The 24802-nt window shown below is 63.2% G+C and carries 21 protein-coding genes; 11 read left to right on the top strand and 10 right to left on the bottom strand.

Features of this window, described 5'->3' with window-relative positions; translation table 11 throughout:
- Positions 1 to 36: 36 nt before the first annotated feature.
- The 4 genes from betA to betI are packed head-to-tail and all read right to left on the bottom strand — an operon-like array spanning position 37 to position 4816.
- The gene (betA, locus tag NKH59_RS20955; protein ID WP_352501752.1) at positions 37 to 1689 is read right to left on the bottom strand and encodes a choline dehydrogenase; all 1653 of its coding nucleotides are present in this window, start codon (positions 1687 to 1689) and stop codon (positions 37 to 39) included.
- A 3-nt stretch (positions 1690 to 1692) separates the two neighbouring features.
- The gene (locus NKH59_RS20960; protein ID WP_502908710.1) at positions 1693 to 2700 is read right to left on the bottom strand and encodes a pyridoxal-phosphate dependent enzyme; all 1008 of its coding nucleotides are present in this window, start codon (positions 2698 to 2700) and stop codon (positions 1693 to 1695) included.
- Entirely contained in the window at positions 2700 to 4229 is a 1530-nt protein-coding gene (betC, locus tag NKH59_RS20965) for a choline-sulfatase (RefSeq protein ID WP_352922953.1), read from the bottom strand. The genes NKH59_RS20960 and betC overlap by 1 nt, the downstream gene beginning before the upstream one ends.
- Positions 4226 to 4816 (bottom strand): transcriptional regulator BetI, encoded by a 591-nt coding sequence (gene betI, locus NKH59_RS20970; protein ID WP_352501755.1) that lies wholly within the window; start codon positions 4814 to 4816, stop codon positions 4226 to 4228. Before betI ends, betC begins: the two co-directional genes overlap by 4 nt.
- Before the next feature lie 220 nt (positions 4817 to 5036).
- On the opposite strand from betI, the gene NKH59_RS20975 reads away from it, so the two are divergent.
- A complete protein-coding gene (locus NKH59_RS20975; protein ID WP_352501756.1) occupies positions 5037 to 6203 on the top strand; it encodes an acetyl-CoA acetyltransferase in 1167 nt (388 codons plus the stop codon).
- Positions 6204 to 6228: 25 nt separating this feature from the next.
- A complete protein-coding gene (locus NKH59_RS20980) occupies positions 6229 to 7233 on the top strand; it encodes an asparaginase (RefSeq protein ID WP_353022919.1) in 1005 nt (334 codons plus the stop codon).
- On the opposite strand, the gene NKH59_RS20985 is transcribed toward NKH59_RS20980, so the two are convergent.
- Positions 7226 to 8602: a TIGR03808 family TAT-translocated repetitive protein gene (locus NKH59_RS20985; RefSeq protein ID WP_352501758.1), complete on the bottom strand. Its 1377-nt coding sequence runs from the start codon at positions 8600 to 8602 to the stop codon at positions 7226 to 7228. The two genes, NKH59_RS20980 and NKH59_RS20985, sit on opposite strands and share 8 nt — an antisense overlap.
- A gap of 131 nt (positions 8603 to 8733) precedes the next feature.
- Here NKH59_RS20985 and NKH59_RS20990 point away from each other — a divergent pair, with 131 nt between their 5' ends.
- Positions 8734 to 9207 (top strand): GreA/GreB family elongation factor, encoded by a 474-nt coding sequence (locus NKH59_RS20990; protein ID WP_352501759.1) that lies wholly within the window; start codon positions 8734 to 8736, stop codon positions 9205 to 9207.
- On the opposite strand, the gene NKH59_RS20995 is transcribed toward NKH59_RS20990, so the two are convergent.
- From NKH59_RS20995 to NKH59_RS21010, 4 genes are all read right to left on the bottom strand, one after another.
- Complete coding sequence (locus NKH59_RS20995; RefSeq protein WP_352501760.1) at positions 9204 to 9590, bottom strand: type II toxin-antitoxin system death-on-curing family toxin; 387 nt, start codon at positions 9588 to 9590, stop codon at positions 9204 to 9206. The genes NKH59_RS20990 and NKH59_RS20995 overlap by 4 nt on opposite strands.
- The gene (locus tag NKH59_RS21000; RefSeq protein WP_352501761.1) at positions 9587 to 9817 is read right to left on the bottom strand and encodes an AbrB/MazE/SpoVT family DNA-binding domain-containing protein; all 231 of its coding nucleotides are present in this window, start codon (positions 9815 to 9817) and stop codon (positions 9587 to 9589) included. Before NKH59_RS21000 ends, NKH59_RS20995 begins: the two co-directional genes overlap by 4 nt.
- Before the next feature lie 75 nt (positions 9818 to 9892).
- Positions 9893 to 12016: a methylmalonyl-CoA mutase gene (scpA, locus tag NKH59_RS21005; RefSeq protein ID WP_352501762.1), complete on the bottom strand. Its 2124-nt coding sequence runs from the start codon at positions 12014 to 12016 to the stop codon at positions 9893 to 9895.
- Positions 12013 to 13455 carry a methylmalonyl-CoA mutase subunit beta gene (locus NKH59_RS21010; protein ID WP_352501763.1) on the bottom strand — a complete coding sequence of 481 codons (1443 nt, stop codon included), beginning with the start codon at positions 13453 to 13455 and terminating at the stop codon, positions 12013 to 12015. The genes scpA and NKH59_RS21010 overlap by 4 nt, the downstream gene beginning before the upstream one ends.
- Positions 13456 to 13730: 275 nt before the next feature.
- Between NKH59_RS21010 and NKH59_RS21015 the strand changes: the two genes are divergently transcribed.
- Positions 13731 to 15263 (top strand): helicase HerA-like C-terminal domain-containing protein, encoded by a 1533-nt coding sequence (locus tag NKH59_RS21015; protein WP_352501764.1) that lies wholly within the window; start codon positions 13731 to 13733, stop codon positions 15261 to 15263.
- A 154-nt stretch (positions 15264 to 15417) separates the two neighbouring features.
- Here NKH59_RS21015 and NKH59_RS21020 read toward each other — a convergent pair whose 3' ends face one another.
- Positions 15418 to 18279 carry an ATP-binding protein gene (locus NKH59_RS21020; protein ID WP_353022921.1) on the bottom strand — a complete coding sequence of 954 codons (2862 nt, stop codon included), beginning with the start codon at positions 18277 to 18279 and terminating at the stop codon, positions 15418 to 15420.
- A gap of 207 nt (positions 18280 to 18486) precedes the next feature.
- Between NKH59_RS21020 and NKH59_RS21025 the strand changes: the two genes are divergently transcribed.
- The 7 genes from NKH59_RS21025 to NKH59_RS21055 all read left to right on the top strand — a co-directional run bounded on the left by NKH59_RS21025 (position 18487) and on the right by NKH59_RS21055 (position 24473).
- A complete protein-coding gene (locus NKH59_RS21025; RefSeq protein ID WP_502908711.1) occupies positions 18487 to 19806 on the top strand; it encodes an epoxide hydrolase family protein in 1320 nt (439 codons plus the stop codon).
- 130 nt (positions 19807 to 19936) lie between these two features.
- Positions 19937 to 20473, top strand: coding sequence for a hypothetical protein (locus NKH59_RS21030; protein WP_352501906.1), 537 nt, complete (start codon positions 19937 to 19939; stop codon positions 20471 to 20473).
- Between the two features lie 47 nt (positions 20474 to 20520).
- Positions 20521 to 21168 carry a cysteine hydrolase family protein gene (locus tag NKH59_RS21035; RefSeq protein WP_352501766.1) on the top strand — a complete coding sequence of 216 codons (648 nt, stop codon included), beginning with the start codon at positions 20521 to 20523 and terminating at the stop codon, positions 21166 to 21168.
- Between the two features lie 221 nt (positions 21169 to 21389).
- Positions 21390 to 22046 (top strand): VOC family protein, encoded by a 657-nt coding sequence (locus tag NKH59_RS21040; RefSeq protein WP_502893785.1) that lies wholly within the window; start codon positions 21390 to 21392, stop codon positions 22044 to 22046.
- Between the two features lie 91 nt (positions 22047 to 22137).
- Positions 22138 to 22890, top strand: a complete 753-nt coding sequence (locus tag NKH59_RS21045) for an SDR family oxidoreductase (RefSeq protein WP_353022923.1) — start codon at positions 22138 to 22140, stop codon at positions 22888 to 22890.
- A 46-nt stretch (positions 22891 to 22936) separates the two neighbouring features.
- Positions 22937 to 23998 carry an alpha/beta fold hydrolase gene (locus tag NKH59_RS21050; protein ID WP_352501769.1) on the top strand — a complete coding sequence of 354 codons (1062 nt, stop codon included), beginning with the start codon at positions 22937 to 22939 and terminating at the stop codon, positions 23996 to 23998.
- Between the two features lie 55 nt (positions 23999 to 24053).
- Entirely contained in the window at positions 24054 to 24473 is a 420-nt protein-coding gene (locus NKH59_RS21055) for an Ohr family peroxiredoxin (RefSeq protein ID WP_353022925.1), read from the top strand.
- Positions 24474 to 24802 lie beyond the last annotated feature (329 nt).

A 24802-nucleotide genomic window follows, 5' to 3' on the forward strand; every position in this document is an offset into this window, starting at 1 on the left:
CGCGGCATGCGGACTGTGCGTCCGCCGGATCATGGCCTATCTGTCCGACACCTGCCAGCGCGGATTGATCCATGGTTCCTGGTTGGAAGGTGGCAGCGGCGTACGCCCGAGAATGTGGTCGGCGGCTTTCTCGCCGGTCATGATCGACGGAGCGTTGAGATTGCCATTGGTGACGCGCGGGAAGATCGAGGAATCGGCGACCCGAAGCCCTTCGACGCCAATGACGCGGCATTCCGGATCGACGACGCTCATCGCATCGTCGGCACGGCCCATCTTGCAGGTGCCGCAAGGGTGGTAGGCGCTTTCGGCGTGGTCGCGAATGAAGGCGTCGAGCTCTTCATCCGATTGTACATGCGAGCCCGGCGACAGTTCCTTGCCGCGGTACGGATCGAAGGCCGCTTGCCCGAAGATCTCGCGGGTCAGCCGGATGCAGTGGCGGAACTCCGTCCAGTCGTCCGGATGCGACATGTAGTTGAAGCGGATCACCGGCTTCGATTTGGGATCGGGCGAGCGCAGCGTGACCGAACCGCGCGACTTCGACCGCATCGGCCCGACATGCGCCTGGAAGCCGTGCGCCTTGGCCGCCGCCTTGCCGTCATAGCGGACCGCGGCCGGGATGAAGTGATACTGGATATCGGGATAGTCGACGCCGGCGCCCGAGCGTACGAAGGCGGCCGCCTCGAAATGATTGGTGGCGCCGAGGCCGGACTTGAAGAACAGCCATTGTGCCCCGATCAGCGCCTTCGAGAACGGGTTCAGCACCGAGTTCAGCGTGATCGGCTTCGTCGATTCCTGCTGGATGTAGAGTTCCATATGGTCCTGCAGATTGCGACCGACGCCGGGCCGGTCGACAATCACCGGGATGCCGTTCTCCCTAAGGTGCTGGCCGGGGCCGATGCCGGATAGCATCAGGATCTTGGGCGAGTTGATCGAGGACGCCGCAACGATCACCTCACGCCGCGCTCTGACCATCTGAATCCGTTTGCGCACTTCGATCTCGACGCCGGTGGCGCGTTGATTCTCGATGATTACCCGCCGGGCGAAACCCTTGACCAGACTGACATTTTTCCGCCTGAGTGCCGGCCTGAGGTAGGCGCTCGCCGCCGACCAGCGGCGACCGCCGCGAATGGTCTGCTCCATCGGCCCAAAGCCTTCCTGCTTCGCGCCGTTGTAGTCGTCGGTCAGCTCGAAACCGGCCTGGCGGCCCGCCTCGACGAAGGCGCCGTAGAGTGGGTTCGTCCTCGAGCCGCGCTGCACAGTCAGCGGGCCGCCGTGGCCGCGCCAGCCATTCTCGCCGCCTGCGCTGTCCTCCATGCGCTTGAAATAGGGGAGCACGTCGGCAAAGCCCCAGCCGGCGGCACCCTGTTCGGCCCAATGGTCGAAGTCACGTGCATGGCCGCGCACATAGACCATGCCGTTGATCGAGGATGAGCCGCCGATGACCTTGCCGCGCGGCGTCGCCAGCACGCGGCCGCCGAGATACGGCTCCGGCTCGCTGACGAAGCCCCAGTCGTAAAGGCTCATATTGAGCGGGATCGACAGCGCCGACGGCATCTGGATCAGCGGCCCGATATCGCTGCCGCCATATTCGATGACGATCACCGAATGCTTGCCGTCCTCCGACAGCCGGTAGGCCATGGCCGAGCCGGCCGAGCCGGAGCCGATGATGACGAAATCCGCTTCAAGCATGGTTCATATGCGCCCATGGTTCATATGGGCCATGAAATCGGCGAGCGAGACGTTGCCGCCGGTTGCCATCACCAGAACGGTCCTGCCGGTTATGTCGACCTTGCCGCCGAGCACCGCCGCCAGCGAGGCAGCGCCGGATGACTCAAGCACCAGCTTCATCCGCTCGAAGGCAATGTGCATGGCGCGCCGCACCGACGCATCATCGACAGTGACGCCGCGAACGCCGGCGGTCGTCACCGCTGCGAACGGCGCGTCGCCGGGCCGCCGCGACATCAGCCCGTCGCAGATCGATTTCGGCCCGATCGGCATGGTTTCGATGGCGCCATGCGCGAGCGACGAGCCCATGCCGTCAAAACCTTCCGGCTCGACGCCGATGATCTCTGTGGCGGGCGACAGATAGTGGAAGGCCAGCGAAACGCCACCTATCAGCCCGCCACCGCCGACCGAACAGAACAAGAGATCGGCCTCCACTTGCCTGGCGGTGAGCTGGTCGAGTGCCTCCAGTCCGGCGCCGGCCTGGCCGGCGACGATCTCCGGATCGTCGAACGGGTGCAGCAGGGCCAGGTCATCGCTGGCGGCGATCTCACGCGCTCTGGCGGCGGCGACTTCCTCACGCGCGCGCTCGCCATGGTCGGTCAGCACGACACGCGCGCCATACCCCGACGTGGCATCGCGTTTGGCGGCAGGGGCGTCGATCGGCATGACGATGGTGACGGGAATGCCAAGCGCCTGGCCCGCCGCCGCCAGCCCCTGCGCGAAATTGCCGGAGGAATAGGCGACGACGCCCTTTTTGGTTTCGTCAGGCGAGAGCTTCTTCAGCCGCCAGTAGGCGCCGCGCACCTTGAACGATCCTGCCCATTGCAGCGATTCGGCCTTGACGAAGACGCGGGCGGCGCCGGTCTCGCGGGCAAGTGCCGCCGATTCCAGGAGCGGCGTGATCTGCGTCGCCTTGGAGGTGACGGCATAGGCCTGCCTGAGATGGTCGAGCGAGGGGACGAGACGGTCTGCCATCATTTGCCTCGCGGAAAGCGCTTCTGCTCTTCGAGCAGGTCGAGGTTCATATGGTTTCGCATGTAGCGCTCCGATGCCTTCTGCAGCGGCTGGAATTCCCAGGGATAATGGGTGCCGTTGCGCAGCGCCGGGTAGACCACCCAGCGGCGTGCCTGGCTGGCACGCACCGCGGCATCGAACGCCGCCATGTCCCAGCGCGCCCGCACCTTGTCGGTGAAAGCGGCCACCAAAGCCGCATTGGCCGGATCGGCGGCGAGGTTGGTCGATTCCAGCGGATCCGATTCAAGATCAAACAGTTGCGGCGGATCGATCTCGCAATGGATGAATTTGTAACGGCCCTCGCGCAGCGCCACCATCGGCGCGTTCGAGCCTTCGGCGGCATATTCCATCAGCACCGGCGCGGAGCGCTTCTTTCCATTCAGCAGCGGCAGCAGCGACTGGCCGTCGGTCCACGACGCAATCGCGCTGATGTCGATGCCGGCGAGGTCGCAAAGCGTCGGCGTCACGTCGAGGTTGGAGACCGGCGTGTCGATCAGCCCGGCGGCGATGCCTTTGCCGGCGATCATCAGCGGCACCCGCGCCGAACCTTCGAAGAAGCACATCTTGAACCACAGGCCGCGCTCGCCGAGCATGTCGCCGTGATCCGAGCAGAACAGGATGATCGTGTCGTCGAGCATGTGCGTGTGCTCGAGCACCGACATCAATTCGCCGAGCTTGTCGTCGAGATATGAGATGTTGGCGAAATAGCCACGGCGCGCGCGGCGGATCTGCTCCGCTGTGATGTCAAAGCTGTCATAGTCGCTGGCGCGGTAGAGCCGCTGCGAATGCGGATCCTGCCTTTCGTAAGGAATAAAGCCGACCTCGGGCTCGAGCGCCGGGCAGTCCTCGTAGAGGTCCCAGTATTGCCGCCGTGCGACGTAAGGATCGTGCGGATGGGTGAAGGAGACCGTCAAGCACCAGGGCCGATGTGCGGCATCGTCGGAGACGCGGGCAAAATCATAAAGCTTCTGCACCGCATGGAAGGCGACCTCGTCGTCATATTCCAGCTGGTTGGTGATCTCGGCAGTACCGGCGCCGCTGACGGAGCCGAGATTGTGATACCACCAGTCGATGCGCTCGCCGGGTTTGCGGTAGTCCGGTGTCCAGCCGAAATCAGCCGGATAGATGTCGGTGGTCAGCCGCTCTTCGAAGCCGTGCAACTGGTCCGGACCGACGAAATGCATCTTGCCGGATAGGCAGGTGTGATAACCTGCGGCGCGCAGATGATGGGCGAAGGTCGGGATCGAAGACGCGAATTCGGCGGCGTTGTCATAGACCCCGGTGCGTGACGGCAATTGGCCGCTCATGAATGCGGCGCGGCCCGGCGCGCAGAGCGGCGAGGCCGTGTAATTGTTGCAAAAACGCGCCGAACGCGCGGCGAGCGCCTTCAGATGCGGCGCGTGCAGGAAGTCCGCCGGCCCATCCGGAAACAGCGTTCCGTTGAGCTGATCGACCATGACGATCAGGATGTTGGGTCGCTTGGATGTCACTGCTTCTGCCGTCCGCTGAGCTTCGTTTCGAGATAGTCCTCGACCAGTGCAATCGCGGTCGCGGCATCGGGAAGACCGTCCTTCAGCGCGCGCCTGATATAGAGCCCGTCGATCAGCGCCGCCGTCGCTTCGGCGACCCGGTCGGCCTCGCTTCTCGGCAGGATGCCGGTCAGCCCGCTGAGCAGATTGGAATGCAGCCGCCGCGCATAGACCTTGAGCAGCCGTCGAAGTGCTGCCGATTTTTGCGCCTCGACATAGAAGGCGAGCCAGGCGGCGATCGTTTCGGGCTGGAACTGGATGTCGGAAAAATTGACCGCAACCACCGCCGAGACGCGCTGGCGCGCCGTGCCGGCCGCGCGAAGTGCACGGCCCGTATCGGCGGTGAGCTCGCTGAGGATGTGCCGCATCGTCGCCAACAGCAATTCGTCCTTGACGCCGAAATAGTGGTGGGCAAGCGCCGAGGACACGCCGGCGCGCCCGGCGATTTCCGACATCGTCACATCAAGCGAACCGCGCTCGCCGATCGCCGAGATCGTTGCATCGATTAGCGCCCTGCGGCGCAACGGCTCCATTCCGAGTTTCGGCATTCTTGCTCCGGCCTATTGGGGCAAGATTATTTTTTATTGACGCATCAATCAACAAAAATCCACCCTGATTTGCTGGCAAAAGCCAGGCACTATGACCAGATCATCAAGATCAAGCGATTGTGCGGTTCTGGCCCCTTCGCGAGGCCGGCAGAACGGTGCTTGAACAATGCTGATGCGCGCGCAGTATCGCGTAGCCCCGGTCCACAGGATGGAGATCGCCATGACAGCATGCATCGTCGGTTGGGCGCATTCGCGCTTCGGCAAGCTCGAAGGCGAGACGCTGGAGGGCCTGATCACCAAGGTGGCAGTCGAGGCGCTCGATCATGCCGGCATCGGTCCAGATGACGTCGACGAGATCGTGCTCGGCCACTTCAACGCCGGGTTTTCCGCCCAGGATTTCACCGCGAGCCTGGTCCTCCAGGCCGACGACCGGCTGCGCTTCAAGCCGGCGACCCGCGTCGAGAACGCCTGCGCCACCGGCTCGGCGGCGGTCAGGCAAGGCATCCGCGCCATCGACGCCAATGCCGCCCGTATCGTGCTGGTGGTCGGCGCCGAGCAGATGACGACGACGCCCGGTCCCGAGATCGGCAAGAACCTGCTCAAGGCCTCGTATCTGCCGGAGGACGGTGACACGCCGGCAGGTTTCGCCGGCGTCTTCGGCAAGATCGCCCAAGCCTATTTCCAGCGCTACGGCGACCAGTCGGATGCGCTGGCGATGATCGCCGCCAAGAACCACAAGAACGGCGTCGACAATCCCTACGCGCAGATGCGCAAGGATTTCGGCTACGAGTTCTGCCGGCAGGAAAGCGAAAAAAACCCCTTCGTCGCCGGTCCGCTGAAGCGCACAGACTGCTCGCTGGTGTCGGACGGTGCCGCCGCGCTTGTCCTTGCCGACACGGCCACGGCGCTGAAGATGCGCCGCGCCGTCGCCTTCCGCGCCAATGAGCATGTGCAGGATTTCCTGCCGATGTCGAAGCGCGACATTCTCGCCTTCGAAGGCTGCGAGCAGGCGTGGAACCAGGCGCTGAAGCAGGCGGGCGTGACGCTCGGCGACCTGTCCTTCGTCGAGACGCACGACTGTTTCACCATCGCCGAACTGATCGAGTATGAGGCGATGGGCCTGGCAAAGCCGGGCGAGGGCGCCAAGCTGGCCCTGGATGGCGAGACGGCGAAAAACGGAAGGCTGCCGGTCAATCCGTCCGGTGGACTGAAGGCCAAGGGCCACCCGATCGGTGCCACCGGCGTATCGATGCATGTGCTGAGCGCCATGCAGCTTGTCGGCGAGGCGGGCGGCATCCAGGTGCCGGGAGCAAAACTCGGCGGCATCTTCAACATGGGTGGTGCCGCGGTCGCCAACTACGTTTCCATTCTTGACCGGATCAGATAAACCCGCCCGCATTGCGGGAGGTGACATGACAAATCCGGTTCTGGTCGAAGTCTTGCGCGGCGCAATCGTCGAGAGTGCCCATCGCGGCGCTGTTGCCGTCTTCGACGCCGACGGCAAGCCTGTCTGGGAGATCGGCGACACGGCACAACCGGTGTTCCCGCGTTCGGCGGTCAAGGCGATCCAGGCGCTGCCGCTGGTCGAGAGCGGCGCTGCCGATGCCTACGGCTTCGGTGATCGGGAGCTGGCGCTGGCCTGCGCCTCGCATTCCGGCGAGCCGCCACATGTCGAGCTGGCGCGCGCCATGCTGGCGAAGGCCGCCCTGGACGAGACGGCACTCGAATGCGGCGCGCATTGGCCGTCGAGCCATGGAGCGACGTTGGCACTTGCCCGCGCCGGCAGCGTGCCGAACGCGCTGCACAACAATTGTTCCGGCAAGCACTCGGGCTTTCTCTGCACCTGCGTTCACAGCGGCATCGCCCATCGTGGTTACGTCAAGGCTGGCCATGCCTCGCAGGAGATGGTGCGCGAAGCGATGCAGGCGGTGACCGGTGCTGCCCATGACGCCGATCACCGCGGCACCGACGGCTGCTCGATTCCGACCTATGCCGTGCCGCTGCGCAGCTTTGCCCTTGGCTTTGCCCGCATGGCGACAGGTGCCGGGTTCGAGCCGGTGCGCGCCCGGGCGGCGAAGCGGCTGCTTTCCGCCTGCATGGCCGAGCCGTTTTTCGTCGCCGGCACGGGCAGGTCCGATGTCGCGATGATGGACGCCGCACCGGGCCGGATTTTCGTCAAGGGAGGCGCCGAAGGTGTTTTTTGTGCAGCCCTTCCGGAGCTTGGCCTTGGCATCGCGCTGAAGTGCGACGATGGCGCCGGCCGCGCCGCTGAAGTGATGGTCGCGGCCGTGCTGGCTAAGCTTTTGCAAGCCGACCAGGCGCTCGCAGCGAAACTGACCGAACAGGCAAATCCGCCTATCGAGAGCCGGATCGGCGCCAAGGTTGGCGCGCTCCGGCCGACGGCCACCTTCAACTGACGTGGTTGCGCTCGACGGTCAAATGCGCATAGCCGGCATTGCCTGATGCAGCGAGGTCGCCGGTCACCGGCTCGGCCCAGCGTTGGCCGACGATCGCGCCGTTCTGGACTCCGTCGATGACATTGTCGGAGATGATTGCCGTTCCGGCACCTTCGACCACGGTGACGACGATGCCGGTCCCCGCCTTGCGGATGACGTTTCCCGTGGCGACCACATTGCGCATGAACGGTCCCCAGCCGATCTGCATGCCGTAGAGCGGCGCATTCTCGATGACGTTGCCGGAAACGGTGGTGTCGGCCTCGACGCTAATGCCGACGCCGAAGCCGGGCGCGTCGGCAGGGTAGGGGCCGCTGGTCGACAGATTGCGGACGATGTTGCCGGAGCACACGCCCATGCGGCCGCCCTCGTTGAAATTGACGATCGAAATGCCGTTCGCGGCGCCGTCGACGATGTTGTTGCCGATGACGGCGCCTTCGAACGAGAATTCGGAATACACGGCCGTCTCGCCCGAACGCGAGCAGGTGTTGCCGGTGACTTGCAAATTGCTGGAAGTGTTGGCGCGGATCGCCGAGAACGCGCAGTCCGAGACAATATTGCCGGAGATGATGACGTTGCCGGCGCGGAACGCATTGATGCCGTTGCCGTTCTGGCCGGCTCCGCCGCTGCGCGCCTGGATGCGCTCGATCCGGTTGCCGCTGACGATGGTGCCGTCTTCAGCCGCCTGCCAGCGGTGCACGAGAATGCCGCCATTGGCGCAGTCGGAGACGCTATTGCCTGATATTTCCAGGCCATCGGCCTCGACCGAATAGATGCCGGCATCGGCCGCACCGGATATCTCCGAGCGCTGGATTCGGCCCCAGGCGTGCTCGAGCGCCAGACCGTTCTTGCCGCTGCCGGTAAGCTGGCAATTGTCGACGACCAGATGGGCGATGCGGCGCAGATCGAGCAGGCCTTGCGTGTAGTCGCCCATCCAGCGGTTGCAGCCATCGAACACCAGCCCGCTGAGTTCGATATGCTCGGCCTGGTCGGCCATGATGAGATGGCCATTGCCGCCATAGACGATCCGCGATGCGCCCGGCACGCCGGACAGGCGCACCCGGCCGGGCAGCGACAGGTTGGAAACGATATAGATCCCCGGCGGCAGGAACACCGGCATGTCGCGGTCGTGCGCGTCGCGCAGCAGCTTGGTGAAAGCCTTGCTCTGATCGTCAAGCGCACCGGGCCGGACGCCGAGCTCGGTCGCGTTGATCGCGCCACGCATCGCGGCTTTCTCGATGCCGGGAAGGTTTTTCGCCGCTGCCTTGCCGAGCGAAAGCCCCATGACGGCAAAGCCGGCGGTCTGCGCAAGCAGCGTTCGTCTGTTCAACATCGGCACAGATTCCTTGCGTTCAACGGTCGCGCCGCAGGATTCGTGCCAGACAGGATCGGCCCGGATCGGCTCCGACGTCGGTTCGCCGGCTACGGCTTGTGGAGTCGTCGCGTCAGGCATAAGTTCGATAAATGAGCAGGGCTTTCACCCGCGAGGAAGACAGCGAAAACGCCATCGCCGGCATCGGCGAGCGGCCGATCAGTCATCACCGCAATCTGGTGACGGAACGCGGCCTGACGCTGATCGATGCGGAGGTGGCCGCTCTGCGCGACGAACTGGGCAGAGCCGAAAAGAGGGCCGACCGCGAGCGCATCGCGCTGGTGTCGCGTGATCTCCGCTACTGGACGGCGCGGCGCGAAAGCGCCGAGCTTTCGGTGCCGGAACCGGGCAGCGACATGGTTCGCTTCGGCATGGGCGTCACGCTGGAAAGCCACGACGGCAAGAAGGTGCACTGGAAGATCGTCGGCGAGGACGAAGCCAATCCCGCTAAGGGGACAATTTCTCATATGTCGCCGATGGCGATGGCCTTGTTCGGCAAGAAGGTCGGCGAAGTTGCCGTGGTCAATGGCAAGGAATGGGAGATCGTCAAGCTCTCCGACAGTTAGTCTTCGAGCTTGACGACATGATCGCGGAAGAACGCTGAGGCGCCGGCCTCGTCGATTTCGCCGGCGGCGACCATCATGACCAGTTGAATAATGTCCGCCTGCTCGGCTTCGATGCTCAGCCCGTTGAAATAAAGGAACAGATCGGCCGCCGCAAAAGCCGTGCGCTTGTTGCCGTCGACGAATGGATGGTTCTTGGCAATGCCGAAAAGATAGGCGGCTGCGAGTTCACAGAGATCGGGCTCGCCATAGATTTCTCTTTGCTGCGGCCTGTAAAGCGCCGACTCCAGCATTCCTTGATCGCGGATTCCCGCTGCGCCGCCGTGGAGGCGCAACTGCTCGGCGTGAAGCGCCTCCACGAACTCCCTCGAATGATGCTCGGTCATTTTGCGAGCGCGCGGTAGGCAACCTCGTACTTCTTCATCCGCTCGCGCGCGATCTTCATCTTGCGCTCGAATTCTTCGGCAGTGTCCTCGGTGCGGCGCAGGCGAAGCTCATCGCCCTCCTGGACGATGACGATGCTGTCGCCGGCCTTCAGGTTCATGCGGTCGAGAATTTCCTTCGGCAGGATCACGCCTTCGGAATTACCGATCTTGCGAATGGTCGTGTTCATGGTGAGACATCCTGTTGCAACGCTGATTATAACCAACCGTGTTTCTGTTGCAACAGACATTATAACAACAGCGCATCAGCCGACCTTAAGCAGCCGGTCCATCAGCCGCTCCGCCGCTTCGGGGATAACCGTGCCGGGCGGGAAGATTTCAGTGGCGCCTGCCTGCCGGACTGCGTCGTAATCCTGCGGTGGAATGACGCCGCCGGCGACGATCAGCATGTCGTCGCGGCCGAGCTTCTTCAGCGCATGCTTGAGTTCGGGAATAAGCGTCAAATGGCCCGCAGCCAGCGACGAGGCGCCGACGATGTGCACGTCATGCTCGACGGCCAGCCTGGCGATCTCGTCCGGAGTCTGGAACATCGGCCCGACGGTGACGTCGAAGCCTAGGTCGGCAAAGGCGGTGGCGATCACTTTCTGGCCGCGATCATGGCCGTCTTGCCCCATCTTGGCGACCAGAATGCGCGGCTTGCCGCCGGACTTTTCCTCGAACGCGACGATCTTGTCCTGCAGCCGGTCGACCACCGGATTGTCGCCGAGCGCGTTGCGATAGACGCCGGAGATCGTCTGCACCGAGGCGACATGGCGGCCGAAAACTTTTTCCAGCGCCAGCGAAATCTCGCCGACCGTGGCGTTGGCGCGTGCGGCCCGGATGGCGAATTCCAGCAGGTTTCCGTTACTCCCGGCAGCACGGGTAAGCGCATCGAGCGCGCTCTCGGCGGCAGCGACATCACGCGTGCCTTTCAGCCGCTGCAGCTTCGACAATTGCCGCGCCCTGACTTCGGCATTGTCGATCTTCAGCACGTCGACTTCGATGTCCGTGCCGGGACGGTGAGCATTGACACCGACCACGATCTGTTCGCCGGAATCGATGCGCGCCTGGGTGCGCGCGGCAGCCTCTTCGATGCGCAGCTTCGGTAGACCCTTTTCGATCGCCGCGGCCATGCCGCCGAGCCTCTCGACCTCCTCGATATGCGCAAGCGCACGCGCCGCCAGATCATGTGTCAGCCGTTCGACATAGGCGGAGCCGCCCCACGGGTCAATAATGCGCGTCGTGCCGGATTCCTTCTGCAGGATGAGCTGTGTGTTGCGGGCGATGCGGGCCGAATGGTCGGTCGGCAGCGCCATTGCCTCGTCGAAGGAATTGGTGTGCAGCGACTGCGTATGCCCTTGAGTGGCGGCCATCGCCTCGATCATGGTGCGGATGATGTTGTTGTAGGGATCCTGCGCCGTCAGCGACCAGCCCGAAGTCTGGCAATGGGTTCGCAGCGACAGCGAGCGCTCGTCCTTCGGCGAAAAGTTCTTCAGCATCAGGCTGGCCCACAAAAGGCGCGCTGCTCTCAGCTTGGCGACTTCCATGAAGAAATTCATGCCGATCGCCCAGAAGAAGGAAAGGCGCGGCGCGAAACGGTCGATGTCGAGGCCGGCCGCGACGCCGGCGCGGGCATATTCGATACCGTCTGCAATCGTGTAGGCGAGCTCGAGGTCCGCCGTCGCTCCCGCCTCCTGCATGTGGTAGCCGGAGATCGAGATCGAATTGAACTTCGGCATGTGCTTCGACGTGTAGGAAAAAATGTCCGACACGATCCGCATCGAAGGTTTTGGCGGATAGATGTAGGTGTTGCGCACCATGAACTCTTTCAGGATGTCGTTCTGAATGGTCCCGGTGAGGTCCTTCTGCGCAACGCCCTGTTCCTCCGCCGCCACAATATAGAGCGCCATGATCGGCAGCACCGCGCCGTTCATCGTCATCGATACCGTCATCTCGTCAAGCGGTATGCCGTCGAACAGCTGGCGCATGTCGAGAATGGAATCGATGGCGACGCCGGCCATGCCGACATCGCCGGCGACGCGCGGATGGTCGCTGTCATAGCCGCGGTGCGTGGCGAGATCGAAGGCGACCGACAGGCCCTTCTGGCCGGCGGCAAGGTTGCGACGGTAGAAGGCGTTGGACTCTTCGGCAGTCGAGAAGCCGGCATATTGCCGGATCGTCCAGGGTTGCTGGACATACATCGTCGGATAGGGGCCGCGCACGAAAGGCGGCAGGCCCGGATAGGTATCGAGATGTGGCAAGCCCTTGAGATCGCCCTGATTGTAGAGATGCTTGACGGCAATGCCTTCCGGCGTCATCCGCTGGCCTTTGATCTCGACCGGCGCCCGCCGGGGCGGCGACCAGGCGATCTGGCTGAAATCCGGGATCATGGTACGGCTCCGATCGACTGATCGATGCGGATCGGAAATAGCGGCTCGCATACCGCAACGCCTTCGGTGAAGGCAGGCCGCCGCTCAGCCGCCAGCGTCTCGACCGGACGCTCGGTCTTCGACGGGTGCAGCGTCGTGCCGACGATCGCCCGTTCGCCGGCCTGGTAGGCTGTGTTGCGGCGGGCGGAAGCTGCCTGGACGCGCCTCTGGATGTGCCCTTGCTCAAGGCTGGTCAGCACGCCGCCTTCCGCCTCGATCTGCTGGAATTCCTGCCAGGCCGCCGCGCAGAGCTCCGCAGTCAGCGCTTCGACGGCGCCCGAACCGCAAACCGGATCGGCCACGTGGTCGATATGGCTTTCATTGGCCATGATCAGTTGCGCGTTGCGGGCAACGCGGCGAGCAAAACCCGCGGGTAGGCCGTGCGCGATCGTGTGCGGCAGGATGGCGATCGAATCCGCGCCGCCGGCGGCAGCCGCGAAAGCGGCGATGGTGGTGCGCAGGATGTTGGTTTCCGGGTCGGCCGCCGTCATCATCCGGAAGGAGGTTTCGGCATGGATGCTGGCGGTGGAGGGCGGTATCGAGCAGGCCTCCTGGACACGCGCCCACAGCCTGCGCAACGCCCTGACCTTGGCCGTCGAAACGAACTGGTCCTGGTCGACGCTGAGCGCAAAACCGATATGCGGCGCCGCGTAGACGAGCGGCTGGCGCGCTTTCTCGAACAGCCTCAAATAGGAGACGGCCGAGGCGAGCATGGTGCCAAGCTCCTGCGCCTCGGTGGCGCCGGCATTGTGGAATACCCGCCCGTCGGCCTCCAGCAGCACGCCGGGCACACCCATCGAAAAGAAATGCGCCAGCGACTGCGGCATCGAAGCCTGCAAAGCCTCGATCGACATGCGCAGCCTGCCGGTCCCGGCAAAGATCGCCGCCGGATCGATGCCGAAGGAGAGGTTGAGCTTTGCCGGGTCGGAGCGGCGCTTGGTCAAAAACGCCACCAGCCAGTCGGCCACGGCACGGCTCCAGGGATGGGCGTCGATGCGGATCTGGATGCGGTTGAGCGGCACGCCGTCGAGCACGCCCTCCAGCGCCTCCGCCGTCCTCGGCAAGCCATAGCCGAAGGCGTTCGGCGCACCCTCGAAGACAAGCGACAGTCCGGTGGCACCCTGCGCGACGTCTTCCAGCGCCTGCGCACTGGCGCGGCCTACGTCCGGATCGTCGATGCGCTGGCTGACGATCCACGGTGATCCCGGGTTGGCGCGCACGACAGGCTCGGCGGTTACCGAACGCTCATAGAGCGGCTCGATGCGGATGGCGTCGTCCGTATGCGAGACGAGCTTTTCCTCGAAGGACCCGCCGGCCAGCGCCTTCTCCGCCAGCGCCAGCCATCGTTGCCGGTCGGCGTTCGGAAGTTCGGCATCCTGGGTCAAGGCACCGGCGCCCATCGGTTCTCCTCGTTCTAGCGGCCGCAGCGGCCGACTATGTCAGTCTACGGTCCCCGGCCCGATATCACAATGCAGCACACATGCCGTGCAACACGCCTTCCGTGATTGTGACCGTCAACCGATTGCCAAACATGGGCAGGCTCCGCAAGCTCCAAAAGCCATTTTCGACAACGCCCATTGTCGCTGCGCAACGGCCTCACTATACCTGCGGCGGGGTTCCCTTTTCTTCAAGGGATCAGGGCATTCAACCCTATAGGTTTGCGGAGACCGCACACATGGCCGACGATACCAGCATCTTCATAGGGGCCAGCCGCAAGCCGGACGACAGCTATCAGCGGCCCGAACAGCTTTTGCTGCAATATGGCAATCGTCACGGCCTGGTCACCGGCGCGACCGGCACCGGCAAGACGGTGACCCTGCAGATTTTGGCCGAGGGTTTCTCCAATGCCGGCGTGCCGGTATTCTGCGCCGACATCAAGGGCGACCTGTCGGGTATCGCCATGATGGGCACAACGCAGGATTTCCTGGTCAAGCGGGCCGAGCAGGTCAAGCTCGATCCCTATGAGTTCCAGGAATTCCCGGTCATCTTCTGGGATCTGTTCGGCGAGCAGGGCCACCCGATCCGTGCCACCATCTCGGAGATGGGGCCGCTGCTTCTGTCGCGCTTGATGAACCTTTCCGAGGCGCAGGAAGGCATTGTGAACATCGCCTTCCGCATCGCCGACGAGGAAGGCCTTCTGTTGCTCGATTTGAAGGACCTGCAGTCACTGCTGGCCAACATCGCCGACCGCGCCGAAGAGATCGGCGCCCGCTACGGCAATGTGACGAAACCTTCGGTCGGCGCGATCCAGCGCACGCTGCTGGTTCTGGAGCAGCAGGGCGCTGCCAATTTCTTCGGCGAGCCGGCATTGCGGATATCCGACATTATGCGCACCACGCGCGATGGACGCGGCGCCATCAGCGTGCTCGCCGCCGACAAGCTGATGATGAATCCGCGGCTCTATGCGACGTTCCTTCTGTGGCTGATGTCGGAGCTGTTCGAGGAACTGCCCGAGGTCGGCGATCCCGACAAGCCGAAGCTGGTCTTCTTCTTCGACGAGGCGCATCTTTTGTTCGACGACGCGCCGAAGGTGTTGGTCGACCGCGTCGAGCAGGTGGTCCGGCTGATCCGTTCGAAGGGCGTCGGCGTCTATTTCGTCACGCAAAATCCGCTGGATATCCCTGAAACGGTGCTGGCCCAGCTCGGCAACCGCGTGCAGCACGCACTCCGTGCCTACACGCCGCGCGAACAGAAGGCCGTCAGGACGGCGGCCGAGACGTTCAGGCCCAATCCCGACTTCGACTGCGCAACCGTGATCACGCAGCTCGGCACCGGCGAGGCGCTTGTCTCGACGCTGGAAGCCAAGGGCGTGCCGTCCATGGTGCAGCGAACGCTGATCCGCCCGCCGTCATCGCGCCTTGGCCCGATCACGCCCGACGAGCGCCGCAAGCTGATCACCGAGAGCCCGGTTGCGGGACAATACGATCAGACCATCGACCGCGAATCGGCGTTCGAGATGCTGCAGAAGAAGGCCAAGGACGCCCAGGAGGCACAGGCGCAGCAACAGGAAAGCGGCCGTTCGCGCTGGACCATTCCCGGCTTCGGCAATGACGATCCCCAGCCGACCGGCGGCCGCCGCGCGCCGCGCCCCTCCAACCGTCAGACCGTTGCGGAGGCGGCGATCAAATCCATCGTGCGCTCGGTCGGCTCGTCGGTCGGACGGGCGATCGTCCGCGGGATTTTGGGGAGCTTGTCCAGGGGCAGGTGAGGGGCATCGCACCGAAGGGCGGGCATCTGTGTTGGCAAATTCTGTCTTGCACATCAAGTGCCGGTGGCCAGATCTGAAGGACAGCGGACGGCGGCTATGCGCCCATAGCTGCCGTCGGACCGTCTGCAAAAGTGTAAACGCGTATCGGCGGTAGCTAGTTCAGCGTCGCCAACAGGCGCGCGGCAGCCTTCAAATCTTCCGTACTCGCGCCTTCTACGAAATGCTCCGCAACCGATTGCAAGAGCTCGCGAGCGCCGTCGATCTCGCCTCGCGCGGCCATCAACGTTGTCATGTCAATTGCGGTTCGCAGCTCCCATGCCCGCGCGCCCTGACTCCGGCTCAACTCCAGTGCCTGCATTAGGTATGCGCCGACCTCGTCGCGATTGCGTCCCGACAGTTGTTGGAGAAGAAGGCCTCCCTTCATCCGCAGCAACTCCGGAAGGTACAATTGGTCACCGTTCTTTTCGACTTGACCAACTGAATGAGCGATCAGCGCGGCTGCTTCGTCGACCTGACCGATCGCGGATAGTCCTCTAACCAGCGAGAGGTTGAGCTCGGTCGTGAGCAATTCGTAAGGTGCTGCGTGGAGCTTTTGGAGAGAACTCTGGAGGCCCCCGACCCCACCTGTCGCATCCCCGTGCCGGATTGCGACTTCGCTTTTGAATCCCCGACCGACCAGCAGATAAGGGGCCATGGAATGGGACTCGGCGCGGGAAATCAGCATGTCGATGTGTGCCTCCGCGCTCTCCAGTTCCCCGGCCCACAGGAACACCGATATTCCCCAGATCAGGGCGATCGCCAGAGTCAGCGAGTGGTCCATGGCGGCGGCCTCTTCGACGGCCTGTCGAGCACGTTCCATGGCTTGGTCCGGATGGCCTTGCAGCCAAAGGTTCCTCGCCAGGATAGCCTTGGCCAGGATTTTGCCCTCGAAACCGAGATAGACCGTTGTGGTTCGCTGAGAGCGTGGCCCACGATCCAGCGCTGCCTCAAGCTCCGCGCGGGCTTCGGCCAGGTCACCACGAAGGTGAAGCGATATCCCCAGAATGGTATGCGCCAACGCAATCGCGACCGGATCCTCCAGGGTCGCGGCTATGGCTGAACAGCGTTTTGCAAACTGGAGGGCGGTCACGAAGTTGCCTGTCCGCAGGTGGAACATGTTGAGCGGACCCAGCAGGCGCACTTGATCCAACGTATCACCGCGTTCTTCGGCGATCGCCAGGCTTTTCTCCAGGGCGACGCGCGCCGCATCACGCCCTCCCCGCATGAACATCAGGGACACACCCAAGGCTGCCTGGAGATGCATCTCGTCAAGTCCGCCAAGAGCGGCATCGTCGAGAGCGAATATCGCGCGTTCTGACCAGCGATGACACTCCGGCAACAAGGACATCGCCAGGAAAACAGGCGCGGCAGCAGTGGCAAGTCCGATGCCGATATCGGCGTTTCCGCCCTCGCCGAAGCACCATTCCAGAGCGGCCCGCACATTGTTGATGGCGGCGAAGTGAGGAGCCCGCTCCTCGCCGGTCGCCAGACCTGGCCACTCGATACCTGTTTGCTCAAGCCATCTTCGATAGTAGGCGGCGTGGCGCACCGCCAGATCGGCGGCCTCGGCGTCATCTATGCTGATATCGAGGACGTAGGCGCGCGTGGTATCCAGGAGCCGATAGCGCATCATCGCTCCGAGCGGGCGCGTCGCTATGATCGACTTGGCAACAAGACTATCCATGGCATTAAGAACCGTCGATCTGTCGAGGGCAGCGCTTGTGACGACTTCCAAGACCGCATCGAGCGTGAAATGGCCAAGGAATACAGCGAGCCTGCGAAGCACTGCGCGCTCCAGGTCGGTAAGTAGCCCAAAGCTCCAATCCAGCGTGGCCTGCAGGGTCTTTTGACGCGGTGGCGCGGTCCGCGATCCCAGCCACAGCAAAGTCAGACGTTGATCGAGAAGCGCGGCGGTTTGTTGCAATCCATAAGACTCGACCCGCCGGGCCGCCAACTCGATTGCAAGCGCCACACCGTCAAGCTTTCGACAGATGCTTGCGACGATCAGGGCCTCCGCATCGCTGACATCCAAGCGCGCGCCACTTGCCACCGCGCGCTCCACGAACAGTTGAATGGCCGGGAACGTCTGGACAACCGCCGCCGTAAGCCTTGGGTCGTCCGGCGGACAGGCAAGGGCATCCAATCGGTAGATATGCTCGCCTTCGACCCGAAGCGCTTCGCGACTTGTTGCCAGAATGTGGACCTGCGACGCCGCGTCGATGATGCTTGCGGCCAGAGGCGCCACCGCATCGACGAGATGCTCGCAGGTATCGAGGATCAAAAGCATCCGCTTGTTGCGCAGGTAGGCGATCAGATTGGGCGTCGCGTCACTCGATTGAACCGACAGCCCAAGCATGGAGGCAACGGCTGTCGTCACCAGGTCGGGATCGCCGAGCATTCCCAGGTCGACGAACAGCACAGCGCCCGCGAAGGCGTCAATGAGGTGATGTCCGACCGCGATCGCGACGGTGGTTTTGCCGACGCCGCCCGCGCCAACGATTGTGACGAAGCGCGACGCATTCAGTCGAGCCGACAGCTGGAGAACGTCGTCGTCCCGGCCAACCATTCGGCCCAAGCGGCTCGGAAGATTCGCGTGCGGAAAACTGGCGGCAGCTGCAGGCTCTTCATCGCGCGGACCGCCGATCTGCGAGACGGGCGCGATGAAGCAATAACCCCGCCCTGGTAGTGTCGCGATGTATCGTGCGCCGTCCTTTCCGTCACCCAGCGCCTTGCGGAGCCTGGTCATGTGAAACCGCAGGCTGCCTTCCTCGACTACGACATCGGGCCAAACCCGCGACATCAGATCCTTTTTGCCGACGATTTCATTCGGCGTGGAGATCAGGGCAATGAGAATGTCCAGTGCACGCGAGCCCAGCGCCAAGGGAGCGCCGTCTTTTGTGACGAGCCTTTCGCTCGCAACCAGATGGAAAGGACCGAACGACAGTCCGTCCTTGGCCTGACCTGCCACTCTCGTCATGGCGCTTCTCTCGGAGCCGCCCGCCACCAAGCCGATAGTCTAAGTCAAGTACAACACCTGCACCATAGCGAACGGTGGCAGGACCCCGCTGCCCGGAGCCACCAGCGCTGACAGCCACTAACAGGGGGCTCACAACACATAACGGGCGATTCTCGTCCTGCGGGCGTAAGTTTTCGGCAGCACCGAGCACCCCCCGAGGAGAGACCCATGAATACGACCAAGACTCCCGAAGTAATCGATCAGGACCGCCGCCTGGTTTTGAGCACGGCCGCAATGGGCATAGCCGCCGTAGGTACTGCCAGCCTGCTCCCATCGGTCGCCGCAGCCGCGGGCGATGCGATCCGGCCCTTCAAGGTCAGCTTTCCTCAGGAGGAAATCGACGAGCTTAGCCGACGCGTCGCCGCGACCCGCTGGCCGGACCAGGAGAATGTGGCCGACGACACCCAGGGCGTCCAGCTCGCCACAATGCAGAAGCTCGCGAAGTACTGGGCGACGGATTACGACTGGCGCAAGATGGAGACCCGGCTCCATGCCCTGCCGCAGTTCATCACCGAGATCGACGGGCTGGACATCCACTTCATCCATGTCCGCTCCAGGCATGAGAATGCCTTGCCAATCATCGTCACGCATGGCTGGCCTGGCTCGATCATAGAGCAGCTGAAGGTCATCGAGCCACTCACCAATCCAACTGCATACGGCGGGACCGAGGCGGATGCGTTCCACGTGGTGATCCCGTCCTTGCCGGGCTATGGGTTCTCCGGCAAGCCGACGGCACCTGGCTGGATCCCTGCCCGTATCGCCAAGGCGTGGGCTACGCTGATGCAGCGTCTCGGCTACACGAAATACGTCGCACAGGGCGGCGACTGGGGCAACGCCGTGTCGGAGACGATGGCGCTGCAAGAGCCTCCGGGCTTGCTTGGCATCCACACCAACATGGCTGCCACCGTGCCCGCCGACATCTCGAAGGCGCTTGCCGCCAGCGGCCCGGCGCCCGCCGGCCTCTCGCCCGACGAGAAGCGGGCCTACGACCAGCTCGACGACTTCTATAAGAACGGGCTGGGCTACGCGATCGAGATGAACAATCGCCCGCAGACGCTCTACGGCATCGTAGACTCGCCGGTCGGTCTCGCAGCCTGGATGCTCGACCACGACATCCGCAGCTACGAGCTGATCGCACGCGTCTTCGACGGGCAAGCGGAAGGGCTGACGAAGGACGACATCCTGGACAATGTCACGATGTACTGGCTGACCAACACGGCGATCTCCTCGGCGCGGCTTTACTGGGACAACGCGCACCACCCGACGGGAGGCTTCTTCGACCCCAGGGGCATCAAGATCCCGGTCGCTGTGAGCGCCTTCCCGGACGAGATCTACCAGGCGCCGCAGAGCTGGGCTGAAAAGGCGTATCCGAAGCTTATCCATTACAACCGGCTCCTCAAAGGCGGCCATTTCGCAGCCTGGGAGCAGCCCCAGGCCTTCACCGCCGAACTCCGGACGGCATTTCGTCCGCTGCGCCAGCAAATCTGACCCCCAGCAGGGTTCCGCTTGCAGTCACACCTGCTCGACCGCCCAAGGCAACCCGATTGAACCCGGGACAAAGGAGAACGTCATGTCAGCAATCGCGCCATCTTCCGCATCGCACGAACCCATCACGAAGATGGCAGCCCCCGTCGAGGATCATGAGATCGTCGATTCAAGCTTTACGGCTATCATCAACGCGCCGATCGAGAAGATCGACATTCCCAACTGGTGCTTCGCGCTGTCGGAACATGAATATCAGGGGTGTTCGCCCGCCCACATAGCGGCGGGTTTCACGACGGCGCCGGATGGCAAGCGCATGTCGATCAATGTCGAGATCATCGGCGGCAGCCTGATGGTGCAACACTATGTCGAGACGCTCGGCCGCAAGGATCACCTCATCCTGGAGTCGGTTTCAGACCTCTTCACGCCTACGGGCCGCACCACGATCCATGTGCATTGGGAGCTGAGCGTCAAGGCTATCGACAGTCGCCGATGTGAGTTTACCAACCACGTCCGGTCCTGGGCCACGAAGGAATTCATGGCCTTCTTCGAGCGCCAGGGCATCCCGTTCGAGGTGCTTCGGTCACAGCGCCAGCCCATGTCGATCGCTCACAACAAGGGCGAGACGCCGCTTTTTGCGGCCAGCATCGAACGAGCCGCGCTCAGCAACTGAGCGGCAGCATCTTTCTTGTGATCTAGCCGCTCCATGGAGGAGGCACAATGACGAGGCACGCACATGACCGGGAGGTCACCGCACTTCTGGTGATCGATCCGTACAACGACTTCATTTCCGATGGGGGCAAGATATGGCCCCGCATCCGGGCTGTCGCAGAGGCGAACGGCTGCGTGCCTCACATGCTGCAAGTCCTGAATGCCGCGCGTCAAGCTAAGCTTCGCGTCTTCTATGCAATGCATCATCGATACCGTCCGGGCGACTATGAGACATGGACTTACGTCGCGCCCGTCCAGAAGAGAGCATGGAAGAGCAAGAGCTTTGAATACGGCACCTGGGGCGGCGAGATTCGGTCCGAGTTCGAGCCCAAGCCAGGCGAAACTGTCGCCACCGAACATTGGTGTTCCAGTGGGTTCGCCAATACGGATCTGGATCTGCAGCTGAAAAGGCACGGAATCCAGAAACTCATTGTCATCGGACTGATCGCACACACCTGCGTCGAAGCGACCGTTCGCTTCGCCGCCGAGCTCGGCTACGACGTAACCATGGTGAGGGACGCGACGGCAGACTACTCGGATGAGGAGATGCACGCGGCTCTCGACATCAACATGCCGAACTACGCCAGCGCGATTGTCACGACAGACCAAATCATCGACTCGATTTCTGCCGTCCAGACCTCGGCCGCCGAGGCGTAGTGATGATCGATCTCACACGCGAGGGAATGGCCAACCGTGCGCATCTCACTCTGCACACCGGCGGACCGTTTCCGTGCGCTCGATGCGTCAAAATACGTCGAAGAGAACTTGGCTCTGGCCGACATGCAGCAGAGAGATCCAGAACAGGCTCGGTCATTACGTGGCAACGATCGGGCAGGACCAGGTCCCACCCAACTGGAAAGAAAACGACCATGTCAGACATCGCAACGGCCCGTCAGGGCGAAAAGACCTCCGACACCGCAAGCGCACGTCCCGTCGACCTGAAGTTCGAGGTTGTCGTTATTCCGGTCGCAGACGTCGACCGCTCCAAGCAGTTCTACGAGGGCCTCGGCTGGCGGCTCGATGCCGACTTCGCGGTCGGCGATACGTTCCGGGTTGTGCAGTTCACGCCTCCGGGCTCGCCTGGCTCGATCCACTTCGGCAAGGGTGTCACCTCGGCCGCGCCGGGGTCGACACAGGGTCTCTATCTCATCGTGTCCGACATCGTAGCGGCGCGCGCCGAGCTCATCGCTCACGGTGCAGATGTGAGCGAAGTGTTCCACCGTGCCGGTCCGGGACAGCCTGCTGTCAATGGTCGGGACCCGGAGGGACGCAGCTACGTCTCCTTTGCAACGTTCAGCGATCCCGACGGGAACGGCTGGCTGCTCCAGGAGATCACCATCCGGTTTCCGGGCCGGATCGACTCGAAGGCGACGAGCTTCGCCTCCGAGGGCGACCTGGCCGCCGCAATGCGCCGCGCGTCGGTCGCCCACGGAGAGCACGAGAAGCGGACCGGCGGCCAGCGCGACGAGAACTGGCCGGACTGGTACGCCGAATACATGGTGGCCGAGCAGTCTGGCGAGGAACTGCCGCAGTAGGACGAGCTTCCAGACGGCGGCACACTGCCGCCGTATTCGTCCGCGGCCTGCGGAGATCGTGGCAACCTGACGGCCTTTATCGGAGGAAATCATGAGTACCGCAGCCATCCCCACTCAGCGCGAACCTGAACTTCTTGGCCAGACCGTCGTCGTCATCGGCGGTAGCGCCGGCATCGGTCTGGAGACCGCCCGGCGTGCCCGCGCCGAAGGCGCCCGCGTCATCCTCACCGGACGCAATCGCGACCGCCTCGATCAAGCAGCGCGCGAGATTAGCGCTGAGGGCACCGCCGCCTTCGACGCCAACGATGCGACCCAGCTGAAGTCGTTCTTTCAAGATCTGCCGGACTTGATCGACCATGTGATGGTTACTGCAAGCGCTCCCCATTATCGCTCACCCCTCGAAGTTCCTCCCGAGGAGGCACGACACGATCTCACGGACCACCTATTGCTCGCGCTCAATGTGGCACGCAGCGCCACTGGCAAGGTCGGGTCGGCCGGCTCACTGATATTCATGGGCGGCACGGGCGCACGCCGCCCAAAACCAGGCCTCGCGATCGTCTCGACGGTTACCGTCGCGTTCCCCGCGCTCATCGCCAATCTCGCGCTCGAGCTCGCGCCGATACGCGTCAACCTGATCGCCGCAGGCTTCGTCGACACGCCACTGTCGGCGTCGCTGCTCGGCGACAACCTCGACAAGCGGCGCGACGAACTGCGCGCGACGCTGCCAGTCCGACGTGTCGTCGGACCGGCTGATGTCGCCGCGCTCGCCGTTCACATCATGAGCAACACGGCGCTGACGGGCGCGACATATGACGTCGACGGCGGCCAGCAGCTCGTCTCGTGACTACGCAGGAACAAAGCACATTGCCTCATCACAAAGAGACATCACTATGAACACGATCAGTGTTTGCGACAAAATCGATAAGCGCCGCCGTCGCCTGATCGGTGCAGCCGCAATGGGCATGACGCTTGCCGAACTCGGCATGACCGCGACAGCGAAGGCGGCGCCCAGCGGAGTCGACCAGACGACGGCGGCTGCGATGCACACGGCAAAGAACTCGTTCGGCGCACCCAGGCAGATCGATGCCGGTGTCCTTAATGTCGGCTATGCAGAGGCCGGCCCTGCCGACGGTCCGCCCGTTATCCTTCTCCATGGCTGGCCTTACGACATCCACACATATGTCGACGTTGCGCCCATTCTGGCGGCGAAAGGCCGCCGCGTGATCGTGCCCTACCTGCGCGGATACGGCACGACGCGATTCCTGTCGGACGAGACGATGCGCAATGGTCAGCAGTCGGCCATCGCTGCCGACATCGTCGCGCTGATGGATGCGCTGGGTATCGAGAAGGCGACGATTGCCGGCTGCGACTGGGGCGCTCGGACGGCGAACATCATCGCCGCCCTGTGGCCGGAACGCTGCAAGGCGATGGTCTCGGTGAGCGGCTATCTCATCGGCAACCAGCAAGCCGGCAAACTGCCGCTGCCGCCGAAGGCCGAGCTGCAATGGTGGTACCAATATTACTTCGCTACCGATCGCGGCCGTGTCGGCTACGAGAAATATACGCGCGATTTCGCCAGGCTGATTTGGCAGCTCGCCTCGCCGCAATGGAATTTCGATGAGCCCACGTTCGAGCGGAGTGCTGCGGCCTTCGACAATCCGGATCACGTCGCGATCGTCATCCACAATTATCGCTGGCGGCTCGGCCTGGCAGAAGGCGAGGCGCAATATGATTCACTGGAGCAGCGGCTTGCTCAGGCACCCGTCATCTCCGTGCCCACGATGACACTCGAGGGCGACGCCAATGGCGCGCCGCATCCGGACGCCAGCGCTTACGCCAAGATGTTTTCAGGCAAATATAGCCACCGGGTAGTCATGGGCGGCATTGGACACAACCTACCTCAGGAAGCGCCACAGGCCTTTGCCGACGCCGTTGTCGAGGTCGACGCGTGATCGAGTTCGCGGCGCCGCCCCTCCGGCAGGTACGACAACCACCAAAAGAATGCCTATGAACCCGATCGCAAGGGTTGTTTACACGGCCAGGACCGCAACCATAGGTGGCCGCGAGAATGGCGCCTCGCGCAGCTCTGATGGCCTTCTGGACATCAGGCTTTCCATACCCGGATCGGCGCGCATCGGCACCAACCCGGAGCAACTGCTTGCAGCCGGCTGGTCGGCCAGCTTCGCAAGCGCGGTTGCGTCTGTGGCTTACGAACAAAAAATTGCGCTGCCGGCCGGAGTGAGAATCGATGCCGAGGTTGATCTGAATCTCGGGGACGACGGCTACTCTCTCAGCACTCGGCTCAACGTCAGCCTGCCTGGCGTGGAGTACAATACCGCACGAGCCCTGATCGACGAGGCGCACGACATTTGTCCGTACTCGAAAGCGACGCGCGGCAACGTGCAAATTGCGATCAACCTGCTCTGAGTGGATTGCATCGATCGTTGAAGCAATTGGCATGGCCAGGGTTACATTTTGGATCATTCCTTCTCGCCAAGGTCTACAAAAACCTGCCACGGCATCGCACCTGTGAGAGGGCATCCAGCACAAATACGGTCAGGATGACAGGAGGGGTATCCCTCCGGTCACCGTGATAATCCCTTCTGAGCGCGAAATGTCCGCTCTGGCTCGATAGTGTTGAAAAAGTCCGGGTTGCAGCAGTCCTGAAGCACTGATTCAATCTTCGTCGTAAGAGGAGATTGAGTCGATGATGGGCGAGCAAAGTGTGATGCAGGAGGAGCTGTTCTACGGCTTCA

Origin of the sequence: Mesorhizobium sp. M0998 (genome assembly GCF_040318885.1) — a bacterium.
Taxonomy (GTDB): Bacteria; Pseudomonadota; Alphaproteobacteria; order Rhizobiales; family Rhizobiaceae; genus Mesorhizobium.